The sequence below is a fragment of the Candidatus Koribacter versatilis Ellin345 genome (assembly GCF_000014005.1).
Taxonomy (GTDB): Bacteria; Acidobacteriota; Terriglobia; order Terriglobales; family Acidobacteriaceae; genus Korobacter; species Korobacter versatilis_A.
The window spans coordinates 456,482-480,304 of sequence record NC_008009.1 but is presented as its reverse complement, the minus strand read 5'-3'; the positions used below and the strand labels follow the sequence as shown (position 1 = coordinate 480,304).

Below are 23,823 nucleotides of genomic sequence, written 5' to 3'. Positions count from 1 at the left end.
GGCCGTTTCAAAACTCGCAGCATACCCGTCCGATGGATGGACGGGCTTTCCCCCATGCTTGCGAGAAACTACCGATCAGTGCTGCACAAGATTTAGTGCTACTGGTCTTTCTCGACAAAAATGCCCCCGAATCCTGGTCTTCCGGTAACCCCGGAATACGGCAGCACTTGGCTCGTGGACGTGCTCCGGGCGGCCAGTTGTGCCGGCGTGAACGCAAACACACCGCCAGTTGCAGCCGATACGTCGCCCATGGCGCCACACTGCGGATCCGCCTCGGCATAGCTCTCGTCGTTGATCCAAAGATGGATTGCTCCCGCGAACAGTCCGCCCGGACAGACGAACGGGCTCTTCGCAGCGGCAGTTGGATCACCGAACGTACCGTTCACCGTCACGTTCCCGGCATTGAATTTCAAGTCCACGAGTTGTCGTCCCGGGACCTCACCGGCTGCTCCCGTAGCGTTGTTCGCCACCCAGACGTCCCCGTTATAGAGAGCGAGCCCCTCCGGGTTTAAGAAGATGCCGTCCACGAACTGGCATCCCGCCCCGAGGTCCGTCGTCGCCAGGCAATAGTCAGGAGTTGCGCCGGAGCCGCTGTGGATCTGGCTGCTCGGGAAGTGCAGCACGATTCCGCCCGAGTACTGCCCGCTCACCCACATGCCTCCGGAACTGTCGAAGGTGAGCGTTACCGGATTGTCAGGAGAGTGAACCAACTCCGCCGTAGCGGTAGGCGAGGCTTTCGCCAGTTCCGCAGCGGTGATCTCGTTGATCTGATGGTTTCCGTAACTCGCCACCCAGAGGTTGTTCCCAGCGTCAAAGGCGATTCCGATCAGCGAGTTGAACTGCGCGCTCGTGATCGTCTTCGTCGGACTAATCGCCAATACGCCCCCCGCCGAGGCACGAATCACGGTCGCGTCGTACACCAGGATCTTGTCAGGATTCGCCTCGAAGGCCGAGCACACGACGTATGCCTTATCGCTGTTTACCGCGACGCTGTTCGGATTGCATGTGGGCAGGTTGACGCTGGTGGCGATCGCACCGGCGCCAGTGCCGATCCGCACCTGCAATGTCTCGCCGTAGAAGTCGGGAATCCAGGCTACCCGCTTTGAGGGCGCGGCCGCAGCCGTGTATGTATAACTGTTCCTCAGCCAAGTCGCCCCATTCAGCGAATAGAGGTTGATATACACGGTTGACCCATTGGTCGGCAGGTTCGTAACCGTGGCTAACGGGATGCTTCCGGCATTCACATAGGCAATGTCATGCGCCCCCGGTGTACTCCCCACGTAAAGCGAATACTCAGAGACGCCGGTCCCGTTCGTCCACGAAAAGTTCGCTGCAGAGTTTGCGAAGGTAGATCCAGGCGCTGGCGACGACATTACCGCCCCCACGCCGACTCCCGACGCGACATATGTGTAGTAGTTCCTCAGCCAGGTCGAGCCGTTCAGGGAGTACAGCGTGACGTAAACCATCCGTCCGTCCGTCGGAAGGCCGTTGACCAGTTTCGACGTCACATTGCCGCTTGAGAACGCGATGTCGTGTGCTCCCTTCGTATTCCCGACGTAGAGGCTATATTGCGAAATACCCGCCCCCGTATTCCATGAAAACGTCACGCTCGCGCCCGCCAACTTCGAACCGGCAGCCGGAGCGGTCATTGTTGCGGCGACACCGGCACCCGAGGCGAAGTAGCTGTAGCGATTCCCCTGCCATACCCCGGCAATCAGCGAATACAACGTGACATAAATGTTGCGCCCGTCCGTGGGCAGACCGTTCACGGTCGTCGTCGTCGACACTCCGGTGCTCACGAAAGCCAGATCGTGCGCCCCCGGCGTTGTCCCTATGTAAAGCGAGTACTGCGAGACTCCTGCGCCCGCATTCCAGGTGAAGGTCACGTTCGCCCCTGCGAACTTCGAGCCGGCAACCGGGGTGACCATCGTCGCTGGTGTGGCGGCCAGCGCGCTCCACGCGGCAAATACAACGGTCAGCACGACAGTGATTCCTGCCAACTTGCGCATCGCAGTCTCCTCGCAACGGGAAATTGAAACTAAAGTCGGGACTTGGAGCCGGTGGGAAGGCGGTGATTGTATGTCGAGAGCATGAGCGATGCAACAGGATTGCGCCCGCATTGGGATGGAGACCCCGGGCAGAATTGAGCTTAGTTTTTCAGGAAAAATGGTGCCGGGAGGGGGGGTCGAACCCCCACGAGGGGTAAACCTCGGCGGATTTTGAGTCCGCTGCGTCTGCCAGTTCCGCCATCCCGGCTTAAAGGTTGGTGCTGCAGGAACGCCCTATCATCATAACATTGGGCGCGGACTCGCCAATTCCACAACCGGCTGCTACGGGAGCACTTCCTGCGCAGCAGGAAATCCCCTTGAGATCACTTTCATCGGTGCTTCAGACACATCAGCTTTTTCCAATAACAACTCCCATTGCGTGACCGCCTCCAAGTGTTTAGCGATCTGATTGAACCCTAGCTTGGAGTAATGATCTGCAACCAGGCCGTTTTTCTCCGTCGCTAGGTAGGTGCCACGCAGCTTCTGGATTCCCGTTGCCCTTGCATGACGCAGCACCTCGCGCAACACCATGTGCTCCACCCGACGACCGAGCACACGGCAACTCATCAGCCAGGTATCGATCTCCCACGTCCCCGCCTCCGCTGGCCGGCAAATCACCACGCTGATCATGCCGTTGTCGCCAAACCTGTCCGCGAGTCGTACCTGCAGGGTGAAGACCTTTGCATCTTCCTCAGCTTCGATTACTTCCGGCTCGGTGTATCGCCGCGTCGTCACGTTGTACTGGTTCGACTTGTTGATCAACTGCACGATCCGCGAACGTCCAGCCGCGTCGAAGGGCTGGAACGTGATCGTCATATCGAGCGAAGCGAGATAGGCGTCGACGCCCCGGACCTGCTTTTGGAGTTCCGCTCTCTTCGCATTGTCCTGATAAAACGCCGCCCGCTTCAAATCCTCGGCCGCAAACGTAACCGTCTCGAAGTAGCCCGCAGCCGCAAGTGTGCGCGCGTAAAACGCCGCCTCCTCCGGTAGCTCCGGAACCGCAACCTGGGGCAGTAGTTGTCGCACCATGCCGCGTTCCACCGGATTGTCGTCGAGAAGCACCAACCCATCCAGCCCCAACGACAACTCATCCGCAATCGCCTGCAAGTTCGTCGCTTTGTCACTCCAGTTCGCCTGGAATACCGCGACATGCTCCAGCTTCAACAGCATCTCCGGATGCCGTTCGAACGGCCCTCGCGCGATCGCATCATCGTTCTTCGACGAAACTGCCAGCACGATTCCTCGGCTCCGCAAGTCCAGAGCCATCCGTTGCACCGCAAGGTATGCTTCGCCCTCGGCGTCGCCTTGCGCCAACTTGATCCCCTCGATCCCATCGTCCCCAAGAACTCCGCCCCAGATGGTGTTATCGAGATCGAGTACGAGTACTTTTCTGCTCTTCCCCCGAATCGCCGCGATCGTCAGCGCCACACGATCCGCGTAAATCGGAATGAAACGGTCAGAGAACGCGAACTTGCCAAGGTTCCAAAGCTGCGGATCGTGCCAATCAGCGAGACCAACGGTCTCCGCAAGTCCAGCAACATCCAGCAGAACATCGCCGGAGCTTCTGACGAAATCCGCCAACTCACGATTGATCGCATCGATCAGGCTCCGCATCGTCCCCGGCACCGATCTATCCATGCTGCCAAAAAGCAACTCTACCGGTGGTGCAAAAGTCTGAAAAATACACAACCCACCGGAATGTTCCTTCACACCGTCGCGTAGGGACTGCAAGTAGCCGATCGCATCGTTGACGGTCTCCGCTGCCGCTTGTGCATTTCCGGCGCTCAACTTCAAAGGCAGCGCGCGATAGTCCATTGCAAACAGCACCGCATCGGGCTTCGACCGGTTCGTCTCCGAATCAGGATTCAACGCTTCTTGCGCGGCTTGATCGTAGGAAGACCGTGCCACCTCAAGCGAGATGCCGTGCCGCGCAGCACTTGCAATCAACGCCGGAACAAGCAGATCTGTTGTCGAGTTGCTGAGCACAGCCAGGCGGAATGGGATCAACGGTGCGAGCGACCGCTTCTCGCTCTGGGCTTTCGCGACCACCTTCGCGAGCTTCGTCAGTTGATTGAGATCCAGCGCAAAACTCGCGAGCCTCTGCAACGCACTGCCGAGCGTCTCTTCCGATTCCCCAACGCTCTTAAGCTGCCGCGTAAAGTCTTCCGGCCCCCGCGGTAGCCATCGCAACTCCGAATACAGTGCGTTCACCGTGAGACCTCTATTTGGCCCTTTCGCGGATCAGTTCAACCAAAGCACCGACGTTCTCAAGCCTGCCAATCTCTGCGGTCGAGAGTTTCATCTTGAACGCCTTCTCCACCGTCAGCATCAAGCGGATATGAGTCAGGCTGTCCCAACCTTCCATGTCCTTCGCGGAAAGTTCGGGCTTCACCACGATCGACTCATCGTCGAACACGTCATGAAAGATGTCGGTCAACCGAGCGTAGATCTGAACTTCATCCATAGGAAGAACTCTTCGCAGAATTATCCCACGCCGCACAAACGTCTCATTCTAAGAGCTTTTTCTTCGCTACTCAAAATGAAAGCACCTCGCCGCCCGCGTCCTCGCCCAACCGTTACCATGGGATGGAGTGAACGCTCCATCCCAACTTCATTACGACGTCATCATCCTTGGCGCCGGTGCTGCCGGACTCATGTGCGCCATCGAGGCCGGTAAGCGCGAACGCCGTGTCGTCGTCCTCGATCGCGCCGAGAAGATCGGCAAGAAGATCCTCATCTCTGGCGGTGGACGCTGCAACTTCACCAACCTTCACACCACGCCGGCAAACTTCCTCAGCGAGAATCCGCACTTCTGTAAATCCGCCCTCGCCCGCTACACACCGTCGGATTTCATCGCCCTCGTCGAGAAGCACAACATCCCGTATCACGAGAAAACGCTAGGCCAACTCTTCTGCGACCGTTCCGCACGCGACATCGTCCACCTTCTCGAAACGGAATGCACCGCCGCCGGCGTGCGCATCGTCACCAACTCTCTCGTGCAAGAAGTTCGCCGCGCCGACGAATTCATCGTGATCGCCGACTCCGCCGAATATCGTGCCCCCGCGCTGGTTGTCGCCACCGGTGGCCTCTCCATCCCGAAGATCGGCGCCACATCTCTCGGCTATGACATCGCCCGCCAATTCGGATTGAACATCATTGAACCGAGCCCCGCGCTAGTCCCGTTCACCTTCAACGACGAAGACTCCGCCACCTACAGTGATCTCACCGGCCTCTCCGCCGACGTCATCGCCTCCTGCAACGGGGCTCACTTCCGCGAGAAGATGCTCATCACCCATCGTGGCCTCAGCGGCCCATCGATTCTTCAGATTTCTTCTTACTGGCGTTCCGGTGAAACCATCACCCTCGATCTCGCCCCCGCACAGGACGTCACGAGCGCTCTTCGCGCCCATCCCGCAGGGCGCAACGAATCTTCATTGAAGTCCGAATTCCGCAAAGTTCTCGCGCAACGTCTTGCCGATCGCTGGGTCGAACGTCATCTCCCGAAATCCTGGACCAACCACGCCCTCGAAGACCTCGAACGTCAAGCGCACGCATGGAAGATCGTCCCCGCTGGCACCGAAGGCTTCGAAAAAGCCGAGGTCACTGCCGGCGGTGTGGACACCAACGAACTCTCCGCCAAAACCATGGAGAGCCGCAAAGTCGCAGGTCTTTATTTCATTGGAGAGGTGGTGGACGTCACCGGCCACCTCGGTGGTTTCAACTTCCAGTGGGCATGGGCCTCCGGCTATTCAGCCGGACAGGCCATCTAACTCGCCGGCGCCGCGGGCGCGGCACTCTCACCTTTATCTTTGCCCTTCTTCTTCTTTTCCTTCGGGGCCTCCGGATCGTGCAGACCGTTGTTCTGTTTCTTCGCTTCCTTGATCTCTTTCTTCTCGTCCTTCTTCTGCTTCTTCGCTTCTTTCAAGGCCTTCTTCTGCTCCGACGTATGGTCCTTGGCCACCTGCTTCTTGGCGGCCTTCTCCTGCTTCAAAGCGTCCTTGCGCTGGGAGCCCTCTTCTTTACGCGCCTGCTTCGCCATCTTCTTGGCTTCTTTGTCGCGATCCTTGGCGTCTTTTTTGATCTGTTTCTTATCGATCTGCGGCATCTCCTGCGCGATTAGCGGCGCACACACAGCTACGCCTAACACAAGGACCGCAAGCAAGCACAAAGTCCGTTTCATAAAACCTCGGTTGGGGGCGCTAAGAATATAACTCCTGGAGCAGCGCATATGCACGTCTCAAGTGCGGGACCACGATACTTCCGCCCACCACCAGCGCGACGTTCAACGCCTCTTCCTGCTCTGGACGGTTCGCCCCGAGCCTGTAGCTCTGAATAATGTGATAGTTGATGCAGTCATCGCAACGTAAACCTGCGGAGACAACCAGACCCATCAACTCCTTATACTTAGCCGGGATCGCGCCCTCCAAGTACGTATTGTGGTCAATGTTGTAAAAGCGCTTTACGAGGTAGTTGTCCGCCTGCGTCACGATCCCGTTCAGTTCCGCACGCGTATCCAGGAACCGCTGCGCAATCCCACTCTTTTCCCCTACCTGCTTTTCCGTAAAAAGATACTCGGGTTCTTTCCGTTCGGGATTCATCCGAAAAGCCTATCAAATCGGGGCTGCCATCTGTTCAACGCACACTCTGTTTATAATGGCCAACCAAATCCCAGATCGGACGAAAGCCGGATGCGTAAACTTTCTAACGTTTTAATTCTGCTGTTTCTCAGCATCGGGTCCTCACTCTTCGCGCAGCAGAAACCCAAGCTCACGCTCGATGAGTTCTTCAACGCCGTTTACTACCGCGACGTCCATATCGCTCCCGACGGCAATGCTGTAGTCTTCGCCACCGAGCGCGCCGATTGGGACAATGACCGCTTCCGCGAAGATCTCTGGCTCTACCGCACAAATGGCGGTTCTCTCATCCCGCTCACGCGGACCGGTCACGACAGCAGCCCCCAATGGTCGCCTGACGGTCAGTGGATCGCCTTCCTCAGCGATCGCGCCACCGACAGCGACAGCACCAAAGACGACGATGACGACTCCAAGGACAAATCGAAGGGCGTCTCGCACGTCTATGTGATTTCTGCCACCGGCGGCGAAGCCTTCGCCGTCACGCGCGGAGAGGAAGAAATCCACGCCTTCGCCTGGGCACCCGACTCGAAGGGCATCTACTTCGCCACTCGCACCCCGTGGAGCAAAGAGAAAAAGGACGCATATAAAGAAGCTTGGAAGGACACCGTCCAGTACCGCGCTTCTGAACGTGGCGACGTAATCGCCCGTATCGCGCTCGCCGATGTCATGGCACGCCACTTCTCTCTGACCTCGGAACCCAAAGAGAAAAAGAAGAAAGACTCCGACAAGGAAGACAAGCCCGAGACTGCCGAAACTCCCGGATCGGCCCTGATCACCAGCACTCCCTTCAGGGTTCGCCAGCTTGCTGTCTCGTCGGACAACGCTCGTCTCGCCTTCCTCACCGGCTCCATCTCGGAGCGAGAAGAGAGCGCTGCCGACTTCGAGATCTACGCCGCCGAAATCGCCGGCACCGTTCCTGAACAAGCCAAGCGGCTCACCAATAACAGCGGCATCGAGTTCGAAATCCGCTGGGCCGCCGACAATCACCATCTCTTCTTCCAGAATTCCGAAGGCTCCGTTGAATCCACGAAATACGCCGACACCCAGAATCGCATCTACTGGATCGACGCCACCACCGCTCAGATCGAGCGCTGGGCCGCAACCTACAAAGGCCACGTCTCTGAATATGCTCCGCTGAAGCCTGACACGCTCCTCACCGCGGGAATGTCTGGCACCGAGACCCAGCTCTACACCGCAACGGGGGCAAAGGGAGAAGTAAAGAAGATCAGCTCCTGGCCCGGCACGTACGCGAACGTTTCGGCAATCGCAAGTTCCCCACGCGTGGCTTTCATCTACTCTCGCGTAAATAAGCCGACGGAAATCTATCTCGCCGACAGCCTCGACCAGCTCGCCGACGCCAAGCCCATCACCAGCTTCAACAAGCTCTTCACCGAACGCGCTCTGCCGGAAGCCAAGCCCTTCCAGTGGAAAGCCGATGACGGCGTTACCGTCGAAGGCATGCTCATCTATCCTCCCGGCAAGTTCGGTGAGAAGAACCTGCGCATGTTCACCTTTATCCACGGTGGTCCGATTGACGCCGACGGCGACCACTTCGGTGCCGACTGGTACGACTGGGCACTCCTCGCCGCCTCCGAGGGCTGGCTCGTCTTCCGACCAAATTACCGCGGGTCCACTGGCTACGGGGATGAATTCGAACAGCAGATCGCCCCGCATCTCGTCTCCAAGCCCGGCAAAGACATCCTTGAAGGCGTAGACGCTCTCGTTAAAGCTGGCATCGCCGATCCCAACCAGCTCGCCATCGGCGGCTACAGCTACGGCGGCTACATGACCAACTGGCTCATCACCCAGACCACGCGCTTTAAGGCAGCCGTCACCGGCGCCGGCGCCGTCGAACACGCCGCCAACTGGGGCAACGACGACACTACCCTCGATGACTCCTGGTACCTCGGCGGCGCTCCCTGGGAAGCCACCAAGATGTACACCGACGAAGCCGCGCTCTATCAGGCCAACAAAATCAAAACTCCCACCCACATGGTTGCCGGCGGTGACGACATCCGCGTCGCCGTGCTCGAAGACTATCTTCTCGAACACGCTCTTAAGACCCTCGGCATCCCCAATGCGCTCCTGATTTTCCCCGGCGAAGGCCATGGTCTTGGCAAGAACCCATGGCATGGGAAAATCAAAGTCCGCGAAGAGATAAAGTGGTTGGAGAAATACGCACCCGCTAAATGAGCAAACCCGCGCAACTGCTCTGGAAGATCGCACGCATCCTGCTGATCGTGTATGCGGTGCTCTGCCTTGTGCTCGTCTTCGCGCAGTCGCACATGCTGTACTTCCCGCAGCCCGTAATCGAGAGCACCCCCGAGGACTACAACGCCCAGTACGAGCAAGTCTGGATCCCCGGCGCCGACAACTCCAAACTCTACGCGTGGTGGCTGCCCTCGCAAGATCCGGCAGCCCCCACGCTCATCTACTTCCACGGCAACTACGGCAACGTCGGCTCAAACGCCGAGCAGGCCTCACGCCTCGCGCGCACCTGCTGCAACGTTCTCCTCTTTGACTATCGCGGCTACGGCCGCAGCGCTGGCCCATTCCCCAGCGAAAAACGCATCTACGCTGACGCCGAAGCAGCTTACAACTACGCGGTCACGCAAAAGAAAGTCTCGCCCAACCACATCGTCTTCTATGGCCATTCGCTAGGAGGTGGTGTCGCCTTCGAAATGGCCAAGCGCCATGGAGATGCGGCCGGTCTCATCGCCGAAAGCACCTTCACCTCCGTTGCCGATCGCGCTGCTCTCGATCCTCTTTATCGCTTCTTCCCGGTTCGTTTGCTGGTCCACCAGCGCTTCGACTCCATCCACAAAATCGCGGCTATCCACATGCCGATGCTCGTGATCGCCGGCACCGGAGACACGACCATTCCTTACGCAATGTCCGAGCAGCTCTATCGTTCCGCTCCGCCCAATAGCGAGTTGCTGCTCATACCGGGCGCCGGCCACGACAATCCTGCCGTCGTCGGTGGCGCCAAGTACATCGAAGCCGTGAAGCGCTTCGTCAGCCGTGTCCCTGCCCAGCAACTCTCCTCCCGCTAAGTTCTGCTGTTTCGCCCTAGCCCGTTCAAACGCCGCGCGAGAAACGCACATCCAACCCCTCAGACCATAGAACGCTAAGGTCCGAGGAATTTTGATGGCTGATCCACTTCGCAATCAATCGGGAATACCCGCAGCACGCGCGGCCTCGAAGCCCATATTCGACGATCGCAGTGTGGACGAATTGCTGGCTGGCTTCCCTGCCGACCGCAGTCTTCCTGAGGCAGGCAATCCGCGCCTCAACCGCGCCGCGGAATCCATCGGCGGCGCGCTCGGCACCACTGTCGGCCGCGTGCGCAACGGCCTCACCTTGGTAAAGGGAAATCTCGTCGAAACTAGTAACCAAATCACCGAGCAGATCTCCGACAAAGCTTCTGCCATTAAGGACAAAGTCGAGAGCCAAGCTCATGATCTCAACATCACGGCGCGCGCTAAAGCCGCCGAATTCGGCGATGTCGTCCAAGGCACCTCCGAGCAACTCGCTGGTATCGCCGAGCGGCAATGGCTCGAACTGCGACAGAACGCCCGGCAACGACTGATCATGGCGCGCAATCGAGCTGCCGTCCTCAAGCAGGACCATCCGCTCGAACTCATCGCAGCGTTCGCTGGTGCGGCCTTCGTCATCGGCTTTGCCTTCCGCGTCTGGAGAAGCGACCATGATTAACGAGATCCACACCCGAAACGGCAAATCGATCGCCGATGTCCTCAACGACTTCAAGAACGAGGTTCATCGTGCCGTCCTGACTCGCGCCCAGCTCTTTGTCGAAGAGATCAAACAGAAAGCCGTCTCGATCAAGGCATCTCTACCAATGTTGGTCATGGCCAGCATCTTCCTCTTGACCGCATGGTTCCTTTTCACCGCCGCCATCGTCACCCTGATCGCCGCCGCCATCCCCGGAAATCCGTGGGCTTACCCCATCGCATTCGGGGCTGTCATGGTGCTCTACGCGCTCATCGGCGGGATCCTCGCGATGACCGGCATGAAGGCGTTACGGAAAAACAATCTCACCCCCGAGAAGACGATTCGCGTCCTTCGCGAAGATGGCATCCTTCTCGAAACCGAAGCGAGGCGAATCGCATGAACCACGGAATTCCATTGGAAGATCTCGAAAAACGCGCATCAGCCGAGCGTGCGCAATTGCACCGTTCTGTTGATGACCTCAGACAATTGAAAACCAACGCCGAAGAAACCGTTCGCGAGCGACTGGACGTCCGCCGTCAGGCGCGCCAGCACTTCTGGCCCGCCGCTGGCGCCGCTAGTCTTGTCGCTTTGGTCTTCGGGTACAGCCTCGCCGGGATGTTCTTCGATTAGCTAAGGCACTCCACTCACTTTCCCATTGTGCAGAGCCTTACACGGCACGTGTCAGGCTCTGCAACAGCCCGAATCTTTCAGAATCACGCCGTCCGTGATATAAACCCCCATCAGCGGCATTTATTTCCGCCATATTCCTTAGGTTTCGCGACCCGGAGGAGGGTTCCGTGTCCGAGGTACGAACTGGAAAACGGTTTGACGTGCATCTGCCCATCAAGATCAGCGGCGAGGGTGCGCAGACCCATGAAGGACAAACCGATAACCTGAGCGCGGCGGGAGTTTTCCTGTCGCTCGATCAGTCCCTCGAGGTCGGCTCCCAAGTCGAGTTCGACATCACCATGCCGGCCTCTGTTATCGGCGCGGAAAAAGATGTCCGGATTCACTGCCATGGGCGCGTCGTCCGAACCGAGGGACCGAAAGACGGCGCCACCAACAGCGGAGTTGCCTGCGTCATCGACAAGTACGAGTTCATTCGGTAAGCGGACGGGAAAATGCTGAAGATCCTTCTGGCTGATAATCAAGCGATCTTTCGAGCGGGCATCGCTAAAGTGCTCGCGGTGGAAGATGACCTACGCGTCGTTGCGCAGGCCGGCACCCTGGAACAGATGATGATGGCCATTGATAAGTTCCGCGCCTCGGTCCTCATCTTCTCCGCCAGCTTCGTGCCCGACCTCAGTGCGCTCGTGCAGGCCGCTACCCGCTGCAAGACCGGGCTCATCGTCATCGCCGAGAACGGCGAGAATTCCGCCAGGTACCTGAATGGCGGCGTTCGCGGCGTCGTCTACCGCAACGTCAGTGGCGACATGCTCGTGGACTGCGTCCGCCGCGTCGCGCGTGGTGACCGCTTCACCCAGGAAACCAAGCCTGCCGCCGCAACTCCCGAGAGCGACGACTTTGTCGGCGCGCGTGTTCGCGATCGCCTTACACCCAAAGAGCTCCGCATCGTGGCGCTCATCGTGCAGGGCTACAAGAACAAGGAAATCGCCGTCCAGCTCGGCACCACCGAGCAGGTCATCAAGAACTACCTGCGCAACGTTTACGACAAGATCGGGGTCTCCGATCGTCTCGAACTGGCGCTCTTCACGATCCACCACCACATTCTTGCGGAAGCCGCTGCTGCCACCACCGAAGGCCGCATGCTTCAGTAGTCGGACTTACAAAAAAATCGGCCCGCCGAAGCGGGCCATTTTTCTTGCCTCGATGAATCAGTCTTCGTCTTCCGCCACCGGCGTCCACGAATTATCCGGATTAAACAAATCCATCCCCTGGAATTTCGTCAGGCTCTCCGGACCGAGGTCCTTTTCGTACACCACGCCATCCTGGCTGACGATGAAGCTCTTAACTCCGGTCGCTCCATAAATCGCCGGTGTAGCCACCATCGCAAAGCCGCCAATCATCGCGCCTTTGATCACATAATCTAGCTGGCCCATCGGCGCCGCGGGCCCTTGTCCCTTCAGGATTTTGAAGAAGTACCCATGGTATGGCTCGGCCTTCGATGTATATCCCTCTTCCAGAGCCTTGGCGATCTTCTCCCCGACGGGTCCTTCCCAGGTTCCATCCGTTTTCTGCCATGCCAGCCCGTCTTGCTTCCCCGGCGTCGCGATGATCCGCTGCGCATACTGGTTCACTTCGTAGCCCTCGCGTGGCTTCTCCGCATACTCGTACTGCGCTTCGACAAATCCGTGGCAGATCTGGATCGCATCCAGCTCGTTCGCGCCAATACGCCGATACAGCAACTCCTGCCGTCCCGCATTCGCATCGAAGTACCACTTCGTGCCGCGCTTTACGATCGGTACCGGCGTCGGCCACTCTTCGTTGCCGACCAGCAAAAATGCCCGGTTGCCGTTTTTCGGATCCACTGACACGCTCTTCTTCTCCTCGGCCTCCTTAGCGAAGTCCGTCGCGTGCTTCCGGTCTTGTGCGAACTCGCCGCTGAATACGATGTCCTCACCTCCGGGCCCGAAGATCTCTACCAGCTTGCCCACTTCGAAGTTCTTCGCCGCGGCCACAAGAGCTTCAGCTGCCTCTTGCGGGGTATCGAAAGCCTTCGCTCCCAGTGTTGCCGCAGTCGGCGCTGTCGCCTTCGCCGCGGTTGTCTTGTCCGCAGCCGCAGGGGTTGCGGTTGCTGCCGGTTTTTCCTGTGCCATCCCCATCGTGCTCAGCGCACAAACAGCGACTCCGAACCAGAGGCTACGGGAAAGTGTTTTCAATTTCGCATTCATCCTTGTTCCTCCCATATACGAGCTGCGATCCACGACGCCTTACCTACGCCGTCCACCGCCGCCGCCTCCTCTCGATCCGCCGCCGCCACCGCGTGATCCCATACTCGAAGATCCGCGACTGCTGCTCGATCGTGCACTTGATCCGCTATAACTCCTGTTGCCGCCGCCCAGTGCGTCTCGATTTCCGCCACCACTGCGCGATACATCGCGGCTCCCGATGCGATCTGCACCGCCGCCGCTCGACACACGATTGCTCGCTCCCGCGCCGCCCCGATTGCCCGCACCAGGACCGGCACCCGCGCGATTGCCTGCACCTGCTCCACCGCGATTACCACCAGCCCCGGCTCGATTGCTCGGCAACTGGCCGCCCTGGCGCCCGATCGTCTGCCGTGCACCTGACTGCCTCTTTGCTAGCGAATCACCACGCGTGGTGCCACCAAACCGGTCTGCAGTTCCGCGGTCCTTATATGGAGTGCCGCCGCGATGCTGCGGATTGTGCGACCAGCGGTCGCCACCGGTGCCGCCACGTCCACCCGGCAGATCGTTATTGACGCGCCCACCGTTGCCACGATTCCCACCATTCCCGCGGTTTCCGTCGCCTCGACCGGGCAAGCCATTGTTCACCCGGTTTCCACCACCAATGTTCGAGTTGCGATTGAAATTATTGTTCCGGTTGATATTGATGTCGCCACCACCCCAGCCGCATCCCCAGCCCCAACCGCCGGCCCAGAATGCGCCCATCGCGATGCCCACACCAAACGAGATCGCCAGCCCCGCACCGTAATATCCGTACGGCGGATACCAGATCGGCGGATACGGGTAATACAACGGTCCCCACACCACCATCGGGTCATACGTCGGTACGTAAACCACTTGCGGGTTCGCCTGTTCGATCACCACCACGGTCTTGGTCTCGATGACCTTCGTCTCGACCTTCTGCTGCTCAGTGCTTTTCAGCGTGCCCTTGTCTTGCGCCTTCTTGCGCAAGCGCTGCACCGCGTCCATTACGTCCTGTTGCTGCGACAAAAACGCATTCCCGAGGTCGGTCGTCCACTGAACGTCGTCCGCGAGCCGCTTCACCACATCTGGGAGAGCAGCCAGCGCCTGCACGCTCGGGTCCCAGGGCTCTTTCGCTACCGCATCCGCCAGCGCTTTGTCCTTCAGTCCCGTGTTCCGCCCCAGCCACTGCTGCAACTGCATGATCTCCAGCGGATACGTAGAGGCCGCCAACACCTGCGCCAGCAGCGGATCCGGATAGAGAGCAACCGGCGCCAGCAGGGACTCCATCTGGTCTGCCGAGATCTTCGAAGTTGTCGGAGAAGAAGCCGACGACGCCGGGGCAGGAGCCTGTTGCGGCAGTGGTGCCGCCAGAGCCTCTCCCGGCAGGAGTGCGATCGCACACAAGATCGCCATCAGAGAACGGAATAAGGATTGTCGAAGTTTTTCCATAGGCACTCTCTCGCTTGAGCAACTCAAACCAGACACCCACCACGAGCATTCGCTTTGCGGCTTTTTATCGGCGTGAGAAGCGAGTTCGAACTTCTGCAATCTAACTACCGGCAATCGGAGTGTCTGCTGTCAATTTTTGCAGTCTTGGCTACGCGGCCGTCATCTCACCGTCAGAATTGCCAGTTGGAAATCTGTGACACGGCTCACACAATTGCCGCTGACTCCCCATGTTCCTCTCTGGCATCACGCTCACGTTCTTCAAGCAGTTCGGACTTGGGATTTGGCTCACCTTGCCCGTGCTCATCGCATTTGGGTTGGTGATCGCTTTATGCGGCCAGGTCGTCGGCAGACGAGAAGGCTGGTCCCGCTTCGACAGTTTTTACTGGTCCTTTGTCACTGCCACAACCGTCGGGTACGGCGACTTGCATCCATCGAAAAGGGGCACCAAAATGCTGGCGCTCTTCATCGCGCTACTGGGAATGAGTTGTACGGGAATTCTGATTGCCGTCGGAGTGCACGCGATAACGCTCGCGCTCGCTGCCCACGATGCCGCAGGGAAACTGCACTAGAATTGAAAAGGTATATTTCCGAACCTATGCCGAGCGTTCGCTGGTCTTCAGCAGTTCGTTCACGATCGTGACCAGTTCTTCCGGATTGACCGGCTTCTCGAGATAAAGATCAGCCAATGGCTCAGCCGCTTGGAAAGCCTCGGCTACATAACCGCTCACCACGACTACCGGCACACTCGAGTGCGACTTCGCCGCCTGCACGATGGCGCGCCCATTCGCATCACCAAGTCGCCAGTCGGTGACCACGGCGTCATACTCGTTCGTCTTCAACTTCTCGATCGCGTCGTGCGCCGAGCTCGAGGGCGTAACCGTGTGTCCCGCAGCTTCCAGGATGGCGCACTTCAGCGTGACTACGTGCGGCTCATCGTCGATGCACAGAATTCTCGCCATGGCTTCCTTTGAGCAGGTGGGCAATTCGCCGCCGGAGTGGCTACACCGGCCAGCAACAATATGCGCCCTATTCTTCTGTAGTTATGCAGAGTTGTCAATTCCAGCACTGGAAAAAGCAAAGGGAGGCCGCAGCCTCCCTCACTACTACCACCCACTCGTAACTAGCGGATCACCTTCTCAGCAATGGACTTGGCCTGCGTAAACAGCAGCAGATAATCGGGCCCGCCCGCCTTGGAATCGGTACCCGACATATTGAAGCCTCCGAACGGATGCGCGCCCACCATCGCGCCCGTGCATTTCCGGTTCAGGTAGAGATTGCCCGCAAAGTACTCCTGCGCCGCATAGTCCAGCTTGTCCTGCGTACCGGTGTATACCGCTCCGGTCAGGCCGAACTCGGTGTTGTTAGCGATCTTCACGCCCTCTTCAAAGTCGCGACACTTCATCACCGCCAGCACCGGCCCAAAGATTTCTTCCTGCGAAATCGTCGCATTCGGCGCCACATCGGCAATGATCGTCGGCTTGATGAAATAGCCCGGCCCCGCTTCTTCATCACGAACGCCGCCCAGGATCAACCGGCCGCCTTCCTGCTGCGCCTTCTCGACATAACCGAGGATCTTCTTCATCGAGCTTTCGTTGATCACCGGGCCCATTCCGGGGTTTTTCGTCGTGTCACCAACCGTGATCTTCGCCACTCGTTCTCGCAGCGCGCCGATGAACCGGTCGTAGATTCGCTCGTCCACAATCGCCCGTGAGCAAGCCGAGCACTTCTGGCCACTGAATCCGAATGCCGCCTGCGCTACGCCCTCCACCGCCGCATCGAAATCGGCGTCGGCATCCACCACGATGGAATCCTTACCGCCCATCTCCAAAATGGTGCGCTTGATCCAGACCTGACCCGGCTGCGTCTTCGCCGCGTGCTCGTGAATGTCGAGTCCCACTTCTTTCGAACCGGTAAACGCGATATACCGCGTCTTCGGATGGTTCACCACGTTGCCGCCAAAGCTGCGTCCGCCACCGGTGCAGAAGTTCACCACGCCATCCGGCAGGCCCGCCTCTTCCAGCAACTCCATGAACTTCGCCGCAATCGCCGGCGAATCGCTCGATGGCTTCAGCACCACCGTGTTGCCGCATACGATCGACGCCATCGTCATGCCCGCCATGATCGCGCACGGGAAGTTCCACGGGGGGATCACCGCCCCCACACCAAGTGGAATGTATTTCAGAGTGTTGACTTCGCCAGGCAGTTGGATCGGCGTCTTCGCCTGCGAGAGCCGCAGCGCTTCCAGCGCATAGAAGTACGCGAAGTCAATCGTCTCCGCGACATCGGCATCGGCTTCTACCCAATTCTTTCCGACTTCGAATACCATCCACGCCGAAAACTCGAACTTCCGCTCCTGCAGCATGTTCGCCACGCGGAACAGCAAATTCGCGCGCTCTTCCCACGAGGTCCGGCTCCATGTCTCGAATGCCTTCAGTGCAGCTTGCATCGCCGGCTCAACCTCTGCCGCGCCCGCCTCTTGAAATACGCCGACCACTTCCGTCGGGTTCGACGGATTGACCGATTGCAGCTTCTTCGCAAGCTTTATGCGCTTGCCGCCGATGATCAGGTCATACTCGCGGCCCAATTCGCCGCGCACCTTCTCGATCGCAGAGCGCATCTTCCGCGCATTGTCCTCGCGCGAAAAATCGGTTAGCGGCTCATTGGAAAACTTCGTAGGAACGCGCACTTCCACGCGGCTCGTAAGAGTAGTAGCCATGATTGCAGTCCTCCCGGCAGCTCACAGTTTCTTCCCCGCGCTGCCGCGCAAACTCTTAATTTTACACCCTGATAAGAGATGCCCCGAGGTAGCTACCGGCTTCAACCGCTTTGGCTGAGGGATTTACATGGAGGAAAACGGATCGATACGAGCCCCGACTGCTACGAAGACTCGATCGATACGAGACTCGTATCAGGGCACGACTTCAATCGTGCCGAAACGCCGCAAATCATCGCGGGCTTTAACCCCTGCCCCCCCCCAAAAGAAAAAGGCGGCCTCAGCCGCCGGGGCAAGGCCGACCGCAAACGTCTATTGCACTGCCCCATAAAACTGGCCCACAAATTCCTTCACTGTCGTCAACAGTTTCGGCATCGAAATCGGCTTCCCTAAAAACTTATCCACGTTCAGCCGCCACCCTTCACTCTCCGTCTCAGGCGCTCCCGAAGCCGTCAGGACAAACACCGGCAGTCCCGGGTTGTGCTGGCGGATATGCCGTATCAAGCCGAGTCCGTCCTCGTCACGGCCGCTTTCCATCCGTAGGTCAGTAATCACCAGCGAAAAATGCTTGTGCCCGACTTCTTCTTTTGCTTCTGCCGCGGTCCGCGCAATCCGTACCGCAAACCCGGCCTGCTCGAAGAACTCTGACATCGGGGCAGTTACCCCCGGATTGTCGTCCACCATCAAAATCGAATGTTTCATAAAAGCCTACGCCACAACTCCGAGCATCGCCCGCATCGTGGTCACTAATTCAGTAATCGGTGAAGCATCCTTGCGGAAATAGTGCGAAATGCCAAGTTTCTGCGCCGTTGCCCGGTCGCGTTCCATGGCGTTTCCAGAAAGGACAATAACGGGAATGTTTCGCGTCTTCTCTCCGCTGCGCAGAATGCGCAAGACCATCATGCCGTCCAGTCGCGGCAACATCATGTCCAGGAGAATCATGTCCGGCGTTTCGTTCTGCGCCCGTTGCAGTGCCTCTTCGCCAGTCGCCGCCGTTTGAACTTCAAAACCTTCATTGGTCAGCGTCTGCGTTACCGCTTTCCGAAAGAAGATGGAATCTTCCACAAACAAAATCTTCGGTTGCTTCGACATTTTTGAGATAACTGCTCCAGGGCAAACGTTACCAACAGTTATCTCCTGACCCGACACGTCAGGCCATACGACCTTCGTCGTCGCCTATACCTACTTCGTGTGAACTCCTACAGGTTTTACCGACGCCATGCGCTCCAGTTTGTCCCAGGCGAACTCTCCGCCTTCAATCGCCCGCTTCAAGGTCTTGATCAGCACGATCGAAAACAGCTGCCGGTACGCGAACCGCTGCAGCCACACGTGCGCCAACAGCCAAAAATCTTTCTGCCCGCCCGGCTGCCGCCTCTCCAGCGTGAACGCTATGGTTGACGCCACAAAATCAATCACCAGGAACAGCGCAAAGTACAACACCAGCTTGTGGAAGCTGCTCGGGTCCGTGGATTCCGGATGCATATACCGGTTCCACGCGTACGATCCGGCGCCAAAGAGGAACATCAGGTCAATGAAGGGTGACACCAGCGGCAGCAGTATCTGGAAGATCACCACGTTCGGCAGCGCAAACCATCCCAGCGCCCCACCTTGTTTGAACGCCGAGCGGTGCTTATACACCGACTGCATAATTCCGAACGACCACCGGAACCTCTGTCGCATCAGCCCATTCGCCGTCGAAGGCGCCTCGGTGTATGCCAGAGCCAGATCTTCGTACTCCACCCGGTATCCATCTTGCAGCAGCGCCATCGTGAGGTCGGCATCTTCCGCTACTGTGTCGTGGTGATACTTCCCCGCCGCCAGCACCGCCTCCGTCCGCCAGGCGCCAATCGCGCCCGGCACCACGCTCACCGCGCCGAATACATCGAGCGCACGCCGTTCGAAATTCTGGCTCGTGATGTACTCCAGCGCCTGCCACCGCGTCCACCAATTCACGCGGTTCCCGACCTTCGCATTGCCGGCAATGGCCGCAATCTTCGGGTTCTGGAAGTGCGGCACCAGCAATCCAATCGCATCCGGCGCAATGATCGTGTCCGCATCAATCCCGACGAATATCTCCTCCGTCACGAACTCCAGACCATAATTTAGCGCCGCCGCTTTGCCCGAGTTCGGCTTCGTCAGCAGCGTGACTTTCCCGCTCGCAATCTCCGCCGCGAACAGTTGCTCCACAACCTCCACCGTCGCATCTTTTGAGCCATCGTCGATCACGATCGCCCGCAGCTTCGGGTAATCCGAATCCAGAACGCTGCGCACGGTGCGCTCGATCACCTTCTCTTCGTTGTATGCGGGAATCAGCACCGCCACCGCCGGCCGATAATCCGGGTCTGCTGTCAACCTCGGCCCGCGGATGCGGTCATAAATCGCCAGCGTGCCGATAAACACCAACCGCCCGGTCATCAATACGTCGCCCACGAAGAACACTGCAATGATGAACTGGCTGACGGCGCCGAACAGAATGAAGCTCAGGCTCGCCACCATTGCCGCCCAGCGCTCGTTCTTGCTGATAGGCGGCATCACCTCCGCCCGCGTCTTTCCCAGCAGTTCCGACACCGGAACAATCTTGTATCCACGCGCCTGCATTGCCGGGATGATCAAGTTCAGCGCCTTCACTGTCTCGCTGCGATCGCCACCGCCATCGTGCATCAGGATCACATTTCCGCACGTCAGGAAGTTCGTCGGCTTGCATGGCGGCAGATTGTTCATCACCTCGGTGAACATCTCCGGCGCGGTCTTCCTTGGGTCATCGCGCCAGTCGTTGGTATCAATCTTGTCGCCAACGGTGATGTACCCCATGTCCTGCGCCAGTTCCAGCGGCCCTACCTGGTCAGCGGTATCAGGCTCCTGGTCAATCGAGTACGGCGGACGGAACAGAACCGGCTTCACGCCCAACTTCGCAGCAAATAATCGTTCCGTCAGGTTCAGCTCAACTGTCTTGAAGTACGAACGCGAAACGCTCGAAATATCCGGATGCGTAAACGTATGGTTCCCAATCTCGTGCCCATCGTCGTACAGCTTCTTCATCACCCCCGGATATTTCTCCGCCTGCACCCCTATCAGGAAGAAAGTCCCCTTCACCCCATACTTATCCAGCACTTCCATGATCTTCGGCGTCCAAGTCGGGTCCGGCCCATCGTCAAACGTGATCGCGATCTTCTTATCGCTGCTGCCATAGCGTGCAATCCGGTACGGCGACGGAATCTTCGTGAAGTCTTCCTCGCTGATCAGTCCCGTCTCAGCATCAACTTTGATCGTCCTCTGCCCCGGCGCCGGCCTCTCCTCTATCTGCAGAATCTCTCCGGCGTCCTCCATGTCCACGTCTTGTCCCGGAGGCACATCCTTTAACTTGTCCGGCGCACCCTGCTCCCCCGGACGGTCCCACACATTCCATAACGACCTGTCTTCCGACCCCAGGCGCCACAACGCAAACGTATCGATCCCCAATTGCTGCGCCGCGCGCATCTGGTTCAGCGCCGTCACTCCATCGGTGAACCACACATCGTGGCGCGCGTTCTCGCCTTCCATGAACGTAATGTGCGGATTCAGCGCGTCGCCATCCAGTTCAACATCCGCATCCGACTCCTCCGCCGTCGTCCATGCCTCTTGCGTGCTCACCGTGTGCGCCGTCTGCGGCAGCTTCGCGTTGCCGATCGTCGTCCACTCATACCCGTAGTTGCTGATCGCGCAGATGATCTTCTCGCGCGGCACATGTTTCACCGCAAACTTCAGGTTCTCGACAAACCAATCCTGCGACGCGACCGCCCCCGCCGGCCCGCCAGGATAGTGTTCGTCGTAATTCATCAGGATCAGGCCGTCGGAATTCTTTGCCACCGCCTCGTAGTTGAAGTCCGTGTTCTTCGCCGGCACGCTGATATACAACTTCTTCCCGCTGGCGTGCATGTCCTGATAAATCTCACTCACCAGCGCCTCGAACCCCGGCATGGAGTCCACTGGAATTTCTTCGAAGTCCAGCGTCAGTCCGCGGTATCGATCGCTCCCCAGGAAGGCGTCGATCTGTTTTCGGAAGTTCGCGCGTGATGCCGGATCGTCCAGGAAATCGCCGATGTCGCTCTTCCACTCATTCGCGATAGGATCGAAGTTGTTCACCAGCGGAAACACTTCCGTCTCCGCTTTTTCCGCCTTCAGATACGGCATCAACTTGTCGTCCACCGGACGCACCTTGCCGCTCGCATCCATCACATCGAACAACTTGTTCTCCGCCGTCACGCCCTGGATATGCCCATCCTCCGTCAGCACATGGAGAAATTCGGGAAACAGCAAGTCAATCTGCGGATAGTACTGCTTCAGCGAAGAAAAACTCGCCGCATCCCAATCCACATAAAACGCCGCGCGGATTCCTTCCGTCGTGTTCAGTTGCACCTGCGACGGCGCCTGCTTCGTCTTGCGGTGCGTACTCGCCTTCCGAAAATACTTCCGCTTTTGATTTTCCTTGAGCGCGTGGTAGGGCTTTTTCGCTTCGGTCAAGCCGAGCGATGGAACATTGGTGTTCCGCACAATACTCACAATGAAAAACACGATCAGCAGCGTCGCGAGCACGCCCGTGATGTCGAGCGCCATCCGCAACCGGCGCCACCGCTTACGCTCTGGATCGTAGAAAACAGGACCTGGCATTTGAATCTTTCATTATCGAGGTCAGCAAAAACACACGTCAAACGTCCGCCCCGCGTGTTTCCATATCAGTGCAAACCCAAACTCTCACCGATCAACTCTCTGCCCGTATCCCACGAACAGGTATCATTTCAAGAGTGATTCGATTCATCCGCGATTCCAAAGGCTTATTCCTCATCGGCGCGCTCGTCGCGTTCGCCTTCCGCCTCGTCTTCATCTTCAAGTTCCCGCACGTCACCGGCGACACCTACATCTATGGCGACATAGCCAAGAACTGGATCGATCACGGCATCTACGGCTTTACCCAGTTAGTCGGACCGCCCAACCCCACCTGGATCCGCCTGCCCGGCTACCCCAGTTTCCTCGCCGTCTGCTTCGCCCTCTTCGGCCGCGAACACTACACCGCCGTCATGCTTGTCCAGATGTTCGTGGACATCGCCTCCTGCTTCGTCGTCGCCGACCTCGCCCGCCGCATGATGTCCGAGCGCGCCGGCAAGATCGCATTCATCCTCGCCTGCCTATGCCCCTTCACCGCCAACTACGTCGCCAGCCCGATGCCCGAGACCCTGAGCATCTTCGCCATCGCCTGCGCCTTCTGGTTCCTCTACATCGCCCTCGACTCGCCTCAACCAGTTGGAGCAACGAGTAAAACTAGCTCTGTCATCCTGAGCGAAGCGCACGCAATGCGCGCAGTCGAAGGACCCCTATCCCCTACCAGACGCTTCTGGCCCTGGTTTTTCTGCGGCCTCTCCATCGCCGCCGCCATCCAACTCCGCCCCGACGGCGGCATCCTCCTCGCATCCACGCTCCTTTTCCTCTTCGTCCGCCTGATCCGCTACCCCCAGCGCAAGCAAACTTTCGCGGCCGGCGTTCTAGTCGCCACCATCGCTCTCGCACCGCTCATCCCCTGGACGATCCGCAACTGGCGCACCTTCCAACACTTTCAACCCCTTGCGCCACGCTACGCCAGCGATCTCGATGAGTTCACTCCGCTCGGCTTCAACCACTGGGTTCGAACCTGGATGGCCGAATACGTCTCCGTCGAAGACATCTATTGGCAAATGCCCGGCTCCGCGTCCGATGTCGAACTCCTTCCGCGTCGCGCCTACGATACTCCCGAAGAAGAAGCGCGCACCCGCGATCTCTTCGAGCAGTACCAAACCCGAACCGCCATCTGGCCCGAACTCGACGAACAATTCGAACAACTTGCCCGCGAACGCGTCGCGCGCCATCCCTTCCGCTATTACGTGCAATTGCCGCTCCTGCGCATTACCGATATGTGGTTGCGCCCGCGCACTGAAACTCTCCCCCTCGACAGCCGCTGGTGGCAGGACTACACCGACGATTTCTGGAACTCCTTCAAAGCCGCAGGGCTCGGCCTCATCAACCTCATCTTCGTCGCACTCGCCGTCGTCGCCTGCTTCCTCCGCCCGCGCCCGCGCTACCTTCTTGCCGTGCTCGCCTTCCTCCTCATCCGCACCGCTTTCCTCGGCACCCTCGAGAACCCCGAACCGCGGTACACACTTGAGTGCTATCCGCTTTTAATTGCTCTAGCAGCAATCACTATTTCGCGGCTTCCGTCCCGGCGTTCGTCCCAAAAACTGTAGACAGTCCCTTTTGTTTTGCGTATCGTTTCGGACATTCCGGATTGGGTTGCGGTTTAAACCGTTTGATTTCAGAGTTTCGTAATTCGGCACCTTGATTGCTTCGCTCTGCCACCAAACGGGTTCACCTCTCAGAAAAAGTAAAAG

22 protein-coding genes and 1 tRNA gene are annotated in these 23,823 nt (G+C 58.5%); 10 read left to right on the top strand and 13 right to left on the bottom strand.

The window, feature by feature from the left end; genetic code table 11:
- Window positions 1–98 precede the first annotated feature (98 nt).
- The 4 genes from ACID345_RS02120 to ACID345_RS02105 all read right to left on the bottom strand — a co-directional run bounded on the left by ACID345_RS02120 (window position 99) and on the right by ACID345_RS02105 (window position 4,512).
- A complete protein-coding gene (locus tag ACID345_RS02120; RefSeq protein ID WP_041855354.1) occupies window positions 99–2,009 on the bottom strand; it encodes a hypothetical protein in 1,911 nt (636 codons plus the stop codon).
- 158 nt (window positions 2,010–2,167) lie between these two features.
- Window positions 2,168–2,256 (bottom strand) — tRNA-Leu (locus ACID345_RS02115).
- Window positions 2,257–2,330: 74 nt separating this feature from the next.
- Window positions 2,331–4,259, bottom strand: a complete 1,929-nt coding sequence (locus ACID345_RS02110) for an HAD-IIIC family phosphatase (protein ID WP_011521222.1) — start codon at window positions 4,257–4,259, stop codon at window positions 2,331–2,333.
- Between the two features lie 10 nt (window positions 4,260–4,269).
- A complete protein-coding gene (locus ACID345_RS02105; protein WP_011521221.1) occupies window positions 4,270–4,512 on the bottom strand; it encodes an acyl carrier protein in 243 nt (80 codons plus the stop codon).
- Between the two features lie 127 nt (window positions 4,513–4,639).
- Between ACID345_RS02105 and ACID345_RS02100 the strand changes: the two genes are divergently transcribed.
- Window positions 4,640–5,818, top strand: coding sequence for an NAD(P)/FAD-dependent oxidoreductase (locus ACID345_RS02100; RefSeq protein ID WP_011521220.1), 1,179 nt, complete (start codon window positions 4,640–4,642; stop codon window positions 5,816–5,818).
- On the opposite strand, the gene ACID345_RS02095 is transcribed toward ACID345_RS02100, so the two are convergent.
- Window positions 5,815–6,228 carry a hypothetical protein gene (locus tag ACID345_RS02095; RefSeq protein ID WP_148209986.1) on the bottom strand — a complete coding sequence of 138 codons (414 nt, stop codon included), beginning with the start codon at window positions 6,226–6,228 and terminating at the stop codon, window positions 5,815–5,817. The genes ACID345_RS02100 and ACID345_RS02095 overlap by 4 nt on opposite strands.
- Window positions 6,229–6,247: 19 nt before the next feature.
- Window positions 6,248–6,646 carry a carboxymuconolactone decarboxylase family protein gene (locus ACID345_RS02090; protein ID WP_011521218.1) on the bottom strand — a complete coding sequence of 133 codons (399 nt, stop codon included), beginning with the start codon at window positions 6,644–6,646 and terminating at the stop codon, window positions 6,248–6,250.
- A 90-nt stretch (window positions 6,647–6,736) separates the two neighbouring features.
- Here ACID345_RS02090 and ACID345_RS02085 point away from each other — a divergent pair, with 90 nt between their 5' ends.
- From ACID345_RS02085 to ACID345_RS02055, 7 genes are all read left to right on the top strand, one after another.
- Entirely contained in the window at window positions 6,737–8,875 is a 2,139-nt protein-coding gene (locus tag ACID345_RS02085) for a S9 family peptidase (protein ID WP_011521217.1), read from the top strand.
- Complete coding sequence (locus ACID345_RS02080) at window positions 8,872–9,735, top strand: alpha/beta hydrolase (protein WP_011521216.1); 864 nt, start codon at window positions 8,872–8,874, stop codon at window positions 9,733–9,735. The genes ACID345_RS02085 and ACID345_RS02080 overlap by 4 nt, the downstream gene beginning before the upstream one ends.
- A gap of 94 nt (window positions 9,736–9,829) precedes the next feature.
- Complete coding sequence (locus tag ACID345_RS02075) at window positions 9,830–10,396, top strand: hypothetical protein (RefSeq protein ID WP_011521215.1); 567 nt, start codon at window positions 9,830–9,832, stop codon at window positions 10,394–10,396.
- Entirely contained in the window at window positions 10,389–10,814 is a 426-nt protein-coding gene (locus ACID345_RS25030) for a phage holin family protein (protein WP_011521214.1), read from the top strand. Before ACID345_RS02075 ends, ACID345_RS25030 begins: the two co-directional genes overlap by 8 nt.
- Window positions 10,811–11,044, top strand: coding sequence for a hypothetical protein (locus ACID345_RS02065; protein ID WP_041855352.1), 234 nt, complete (start codon window positions 10,811–10,813; stop codon window positions 11,042–11,044). Before ACID345_RS25030 ends, ACID345_RS02065 begins: the two co-directional genes overlap by 4 nt.
- A gap of 167 nt (window positions 11,045–11,211) precedes the next feature.
- Window positions 11,212–11,523, top strand: a complete 312-nt coding sequence (locus ACID345_RS02060) for a PilZ domain-containing protein (protein WP_011521213.1) — start codon at window positions 11,212–11,214, stop codon at window positions 11,521–11,523.
- A 12-nt stretch (window positions 11,524–11,535) separates the two neighbouring features.
- Window positions 11,536–12,192, top strand: coding sequence for a response regulator transcription factor (locus ACID345_RS02055; protein ID WP_011521212.1), 657 nt, complete (start codon window positions 11,536–11,538; stop codon window positions 12,190–12,192).
- Between the two features lie 57 nt (window positions 12,193–12,249).
- Here the strand turns inward: ACID345_RS02055 and ACID345_RS02050 are convergent, their stop codons facing one another.
- Together ACID345_RS02050 and ACID345_RS02045 are read right to left on the bottom strand one after the other, a co-directional pair.
- Window positions 12,250–13,266: a DUF2950 domain-containing protein gene (locus ACID345_RS02050; RefSeq protein ID WP_011521211.1), complete on the bottom strand. Its 1,017-nt coding sequence runs from the start codon at window positions 13,264–13,266 to the stop codon at window positions 12,250–12,252.
- A gap of 39 nt (window positions 13,267–13,305) precedes the next feature.
- Window positions 13,306–14,715: a DUF3300 domain-containing protein gene (locus ACID345_RS02045; RefSeq protein ID WP_041855350.1), complete on the bottom strand. Its 1,410-nt coding sequence runs from the start codon at window positions 14,713–14,715 to the stop codon at window positions 13,306–13,308.
- Window positions 14,716–14,942: 227 nt separating this feature from the next.
- On the opposite strand from ACID345_RS02045, the gene ACID345_RS02040 reads away from it, so the two are divergent.
- Complete coding sequence (locus ACID345_RS02040; protein WP_011521209.1) at window positions 14,943–15,284, top strand: potassium channel family protein; 342 nt, start codon at window positions 14,943–14,945, stop codon at window positions 15,282–15,284.
- A 24-nt stretch (window positions 15,285–15,308) separates the two neighbouring features.
- On the opposite strand, the gene ACID345_RS02035 is transcribed toward ACID345_RS02040, so the two are convergent.
- The 5 genes from ACID345_RS02035 to ACID345_RS02015 form a co-directional block, all read right to left on the bottom strand.
- Entirely contained in the window at window positions 15,309–15,674 is a 366-nt protein-coding gene (locus tag ACID345_RS02035; RefSeq protein ID WP_011521208.1) for a response regulator, read from the bottom strand.
- Window positions 15,675–15,835: 161 nt separating this feature from the next.
- The gene (gene pruA, locus ACID345_RS02030) at window positions 15,836–17,431 is read right to left on the bottom strand and encodes an L-glutamate gamma-semialdehyde dehydrogenase (RefSeq protein WP_011521207.1); all 1,596 of its coding nucleotides are present in this window, start codon (window positions 17,429–17,431) and stop codon (window positions 15,836–15,838) included.
- A gap of 309 nt (window positions 17,432–17,740) precedes the next feature.
- Window positions 17,741–18,130 (bottom strand): response regulator, encoded by a 390-nt coding sequence (locus tag ACID345_RS02025; protein ID WP_049761617.1) that lies wholly within the window; start codon window positions 18,128–18,130, stop codon window positions 17,741–17,743.
- Window positions 18,131–18,136: 6 nt separating this feature from the next.
- Entirely contained in the window at window positions 18,137–18,577 is a 441-nt protein-coding gene (locus tag ACID345_RS02020) for a response regulator (protein ID WP_228370722.1), read from the bottom strand.
- A gap of 33 nt (window positions 18,578–18,610) precedes the next feature.
- Window positions 18,611–22,075, bottom strand: a complete 3,465-nt coding sequence (locus ACID345_RS02015) for a glycosyltransferase (RefSeq protein WP_011521204.1) — start codon at window positions 22,073–22,075, stop codon at window positions 18,611–18,613.
- Between the two features lie 134 nt (window positions 22,076–22,209).
- Between ACID345_RS02015 and ACID345_RS02010 the strand changes: the two genes are divergently transcribed.
- Window positions 22,210–23,679 (top strand): ArnT family glycosyltransferase, encoded by a 1,470-nt coding sequence (locus ACID345_RS02010; RefSeq protein WP_011521203.1) that lies wholly within the window; start codon window positions 22,210–22,212, stop codon window positions 23,677–23,679.
- Window positions 23,680–23,823 lie beyond the last annotated feature (144 nt).

Coding starts and splice junctions, on each gene's coding strand:
- ACID345_RS02085 (WP_011521217.1), top strand. CDS start 6,737: ATGCGTAAACTTTCTAACGTTTTAATTCTGCTGTTTCTCAGCATCGGG.
- ACID345_RS02095 (WP_148209986.1), bottom strand. CDS start 6,228: ATGAAACGGACTTTGTGCTTGCTTGCGGTCCTTGTGTTAGGCGTAGCT.
- ACID345_RS02120 (WP_041855354.1), bottom strand. CDS start 2,009: ATGCGCAAGTTGGCAGGAATCACTGTCGTGCTGACCGTTGTATTTGCC.
- ACID345_RS02105 (WP_011521221.1), bottom strand. CDS start 4,512: ATGGATGAAGTTCAGATCTACGCTCGGTTGACCGACATCTTTCATGAC.
- pruA (WP_011521207.1), bottom strand. CDS start 17,431: ATGGCTACTACTCTTACGAGCCGCGTGGAAGTGCGCGTTCCTACGAAG.
- ACID345_RS02040 (WP_011521209.1), top strand. CDS start 14,943: ATGTTCCTCTCTGGCATCACGCTCACGTTCTTCAAGCAGTTCGGACTT.
- ACID345_RS02090 (WP_011521218.1), bottom strand. CDS start 6,646: ATGAATCCCGAACGGAAAGAACCCGAGTATCTTTTTACGGAAAAGCAG.
- ACID345_RS02045 (WP_041855350.1), bottom strand. CDS start 14,715: ATGGAAAAACTTCGACAATCCTTATTCCGTTCTCTGATGGCGATCTTG.
- ACID345_RS02055 (WP_011521212.1), top strand. CDS start 11,536: ATGCTGAAGATCCTTCTGGCTGATAATCAAGCGATCTTTCGAGCGGGC.
- ACID345_RS02075 (WP_011521215.1), top strand. CDS start 9,830: ATGGCTGATCCACTTCGCAATCAATCGGGAATACCCGCAGCACGCGCG.
- ACID345_RS02035 (WP_011521208.1), bottom strand. CDS start 15,674: ATGGCGAGAATTCTGTGCATCGACGATGAGCCGCACGTAGTCACGCTG.
- ACID345_RS02050 (WP_011521211.1), bottom strand. CDS start 13,266: ATGAATGCGAAATTGAAAACACTTTCCCGTAGCCTCTGGTTCGGAGTC.
- ACID345_RS02080 (WP_011521216.1), top strand. CDS start 8,872: ATGAGCAAACCCGCGCAACTGCTCTGGAAGATCGCACGCATCCTGCTG.
- ACID345_RS02025 (WP_049761617.1), bottom strand. CDS start 18,130: ATGAAACATTCGATTTTGATGGTGGACGACAATCCGGGGGTAACTGCC.
- ACID345_RS02015 (WP_011521204.1), bottom strand. CDS start 22,075: ATGCCAGGTCCTGTTTTCTACGATCCAGAGCGTAAGCGGTGGCGCCGG.
- ACID345_RS25030 (WP_011521214.1), top strand. CDS start 10,389: ATGATTAACGAGATCCACACCCGAAACGGCAAATCGATCGCCGATGTC.
- ACID345_RS02065 (WP_041855352.1), top strand. CDS start 10,811: ATGAACCACGGAATTCCATTGGAAGATCTCGAAAAACGCGCATCAGCC.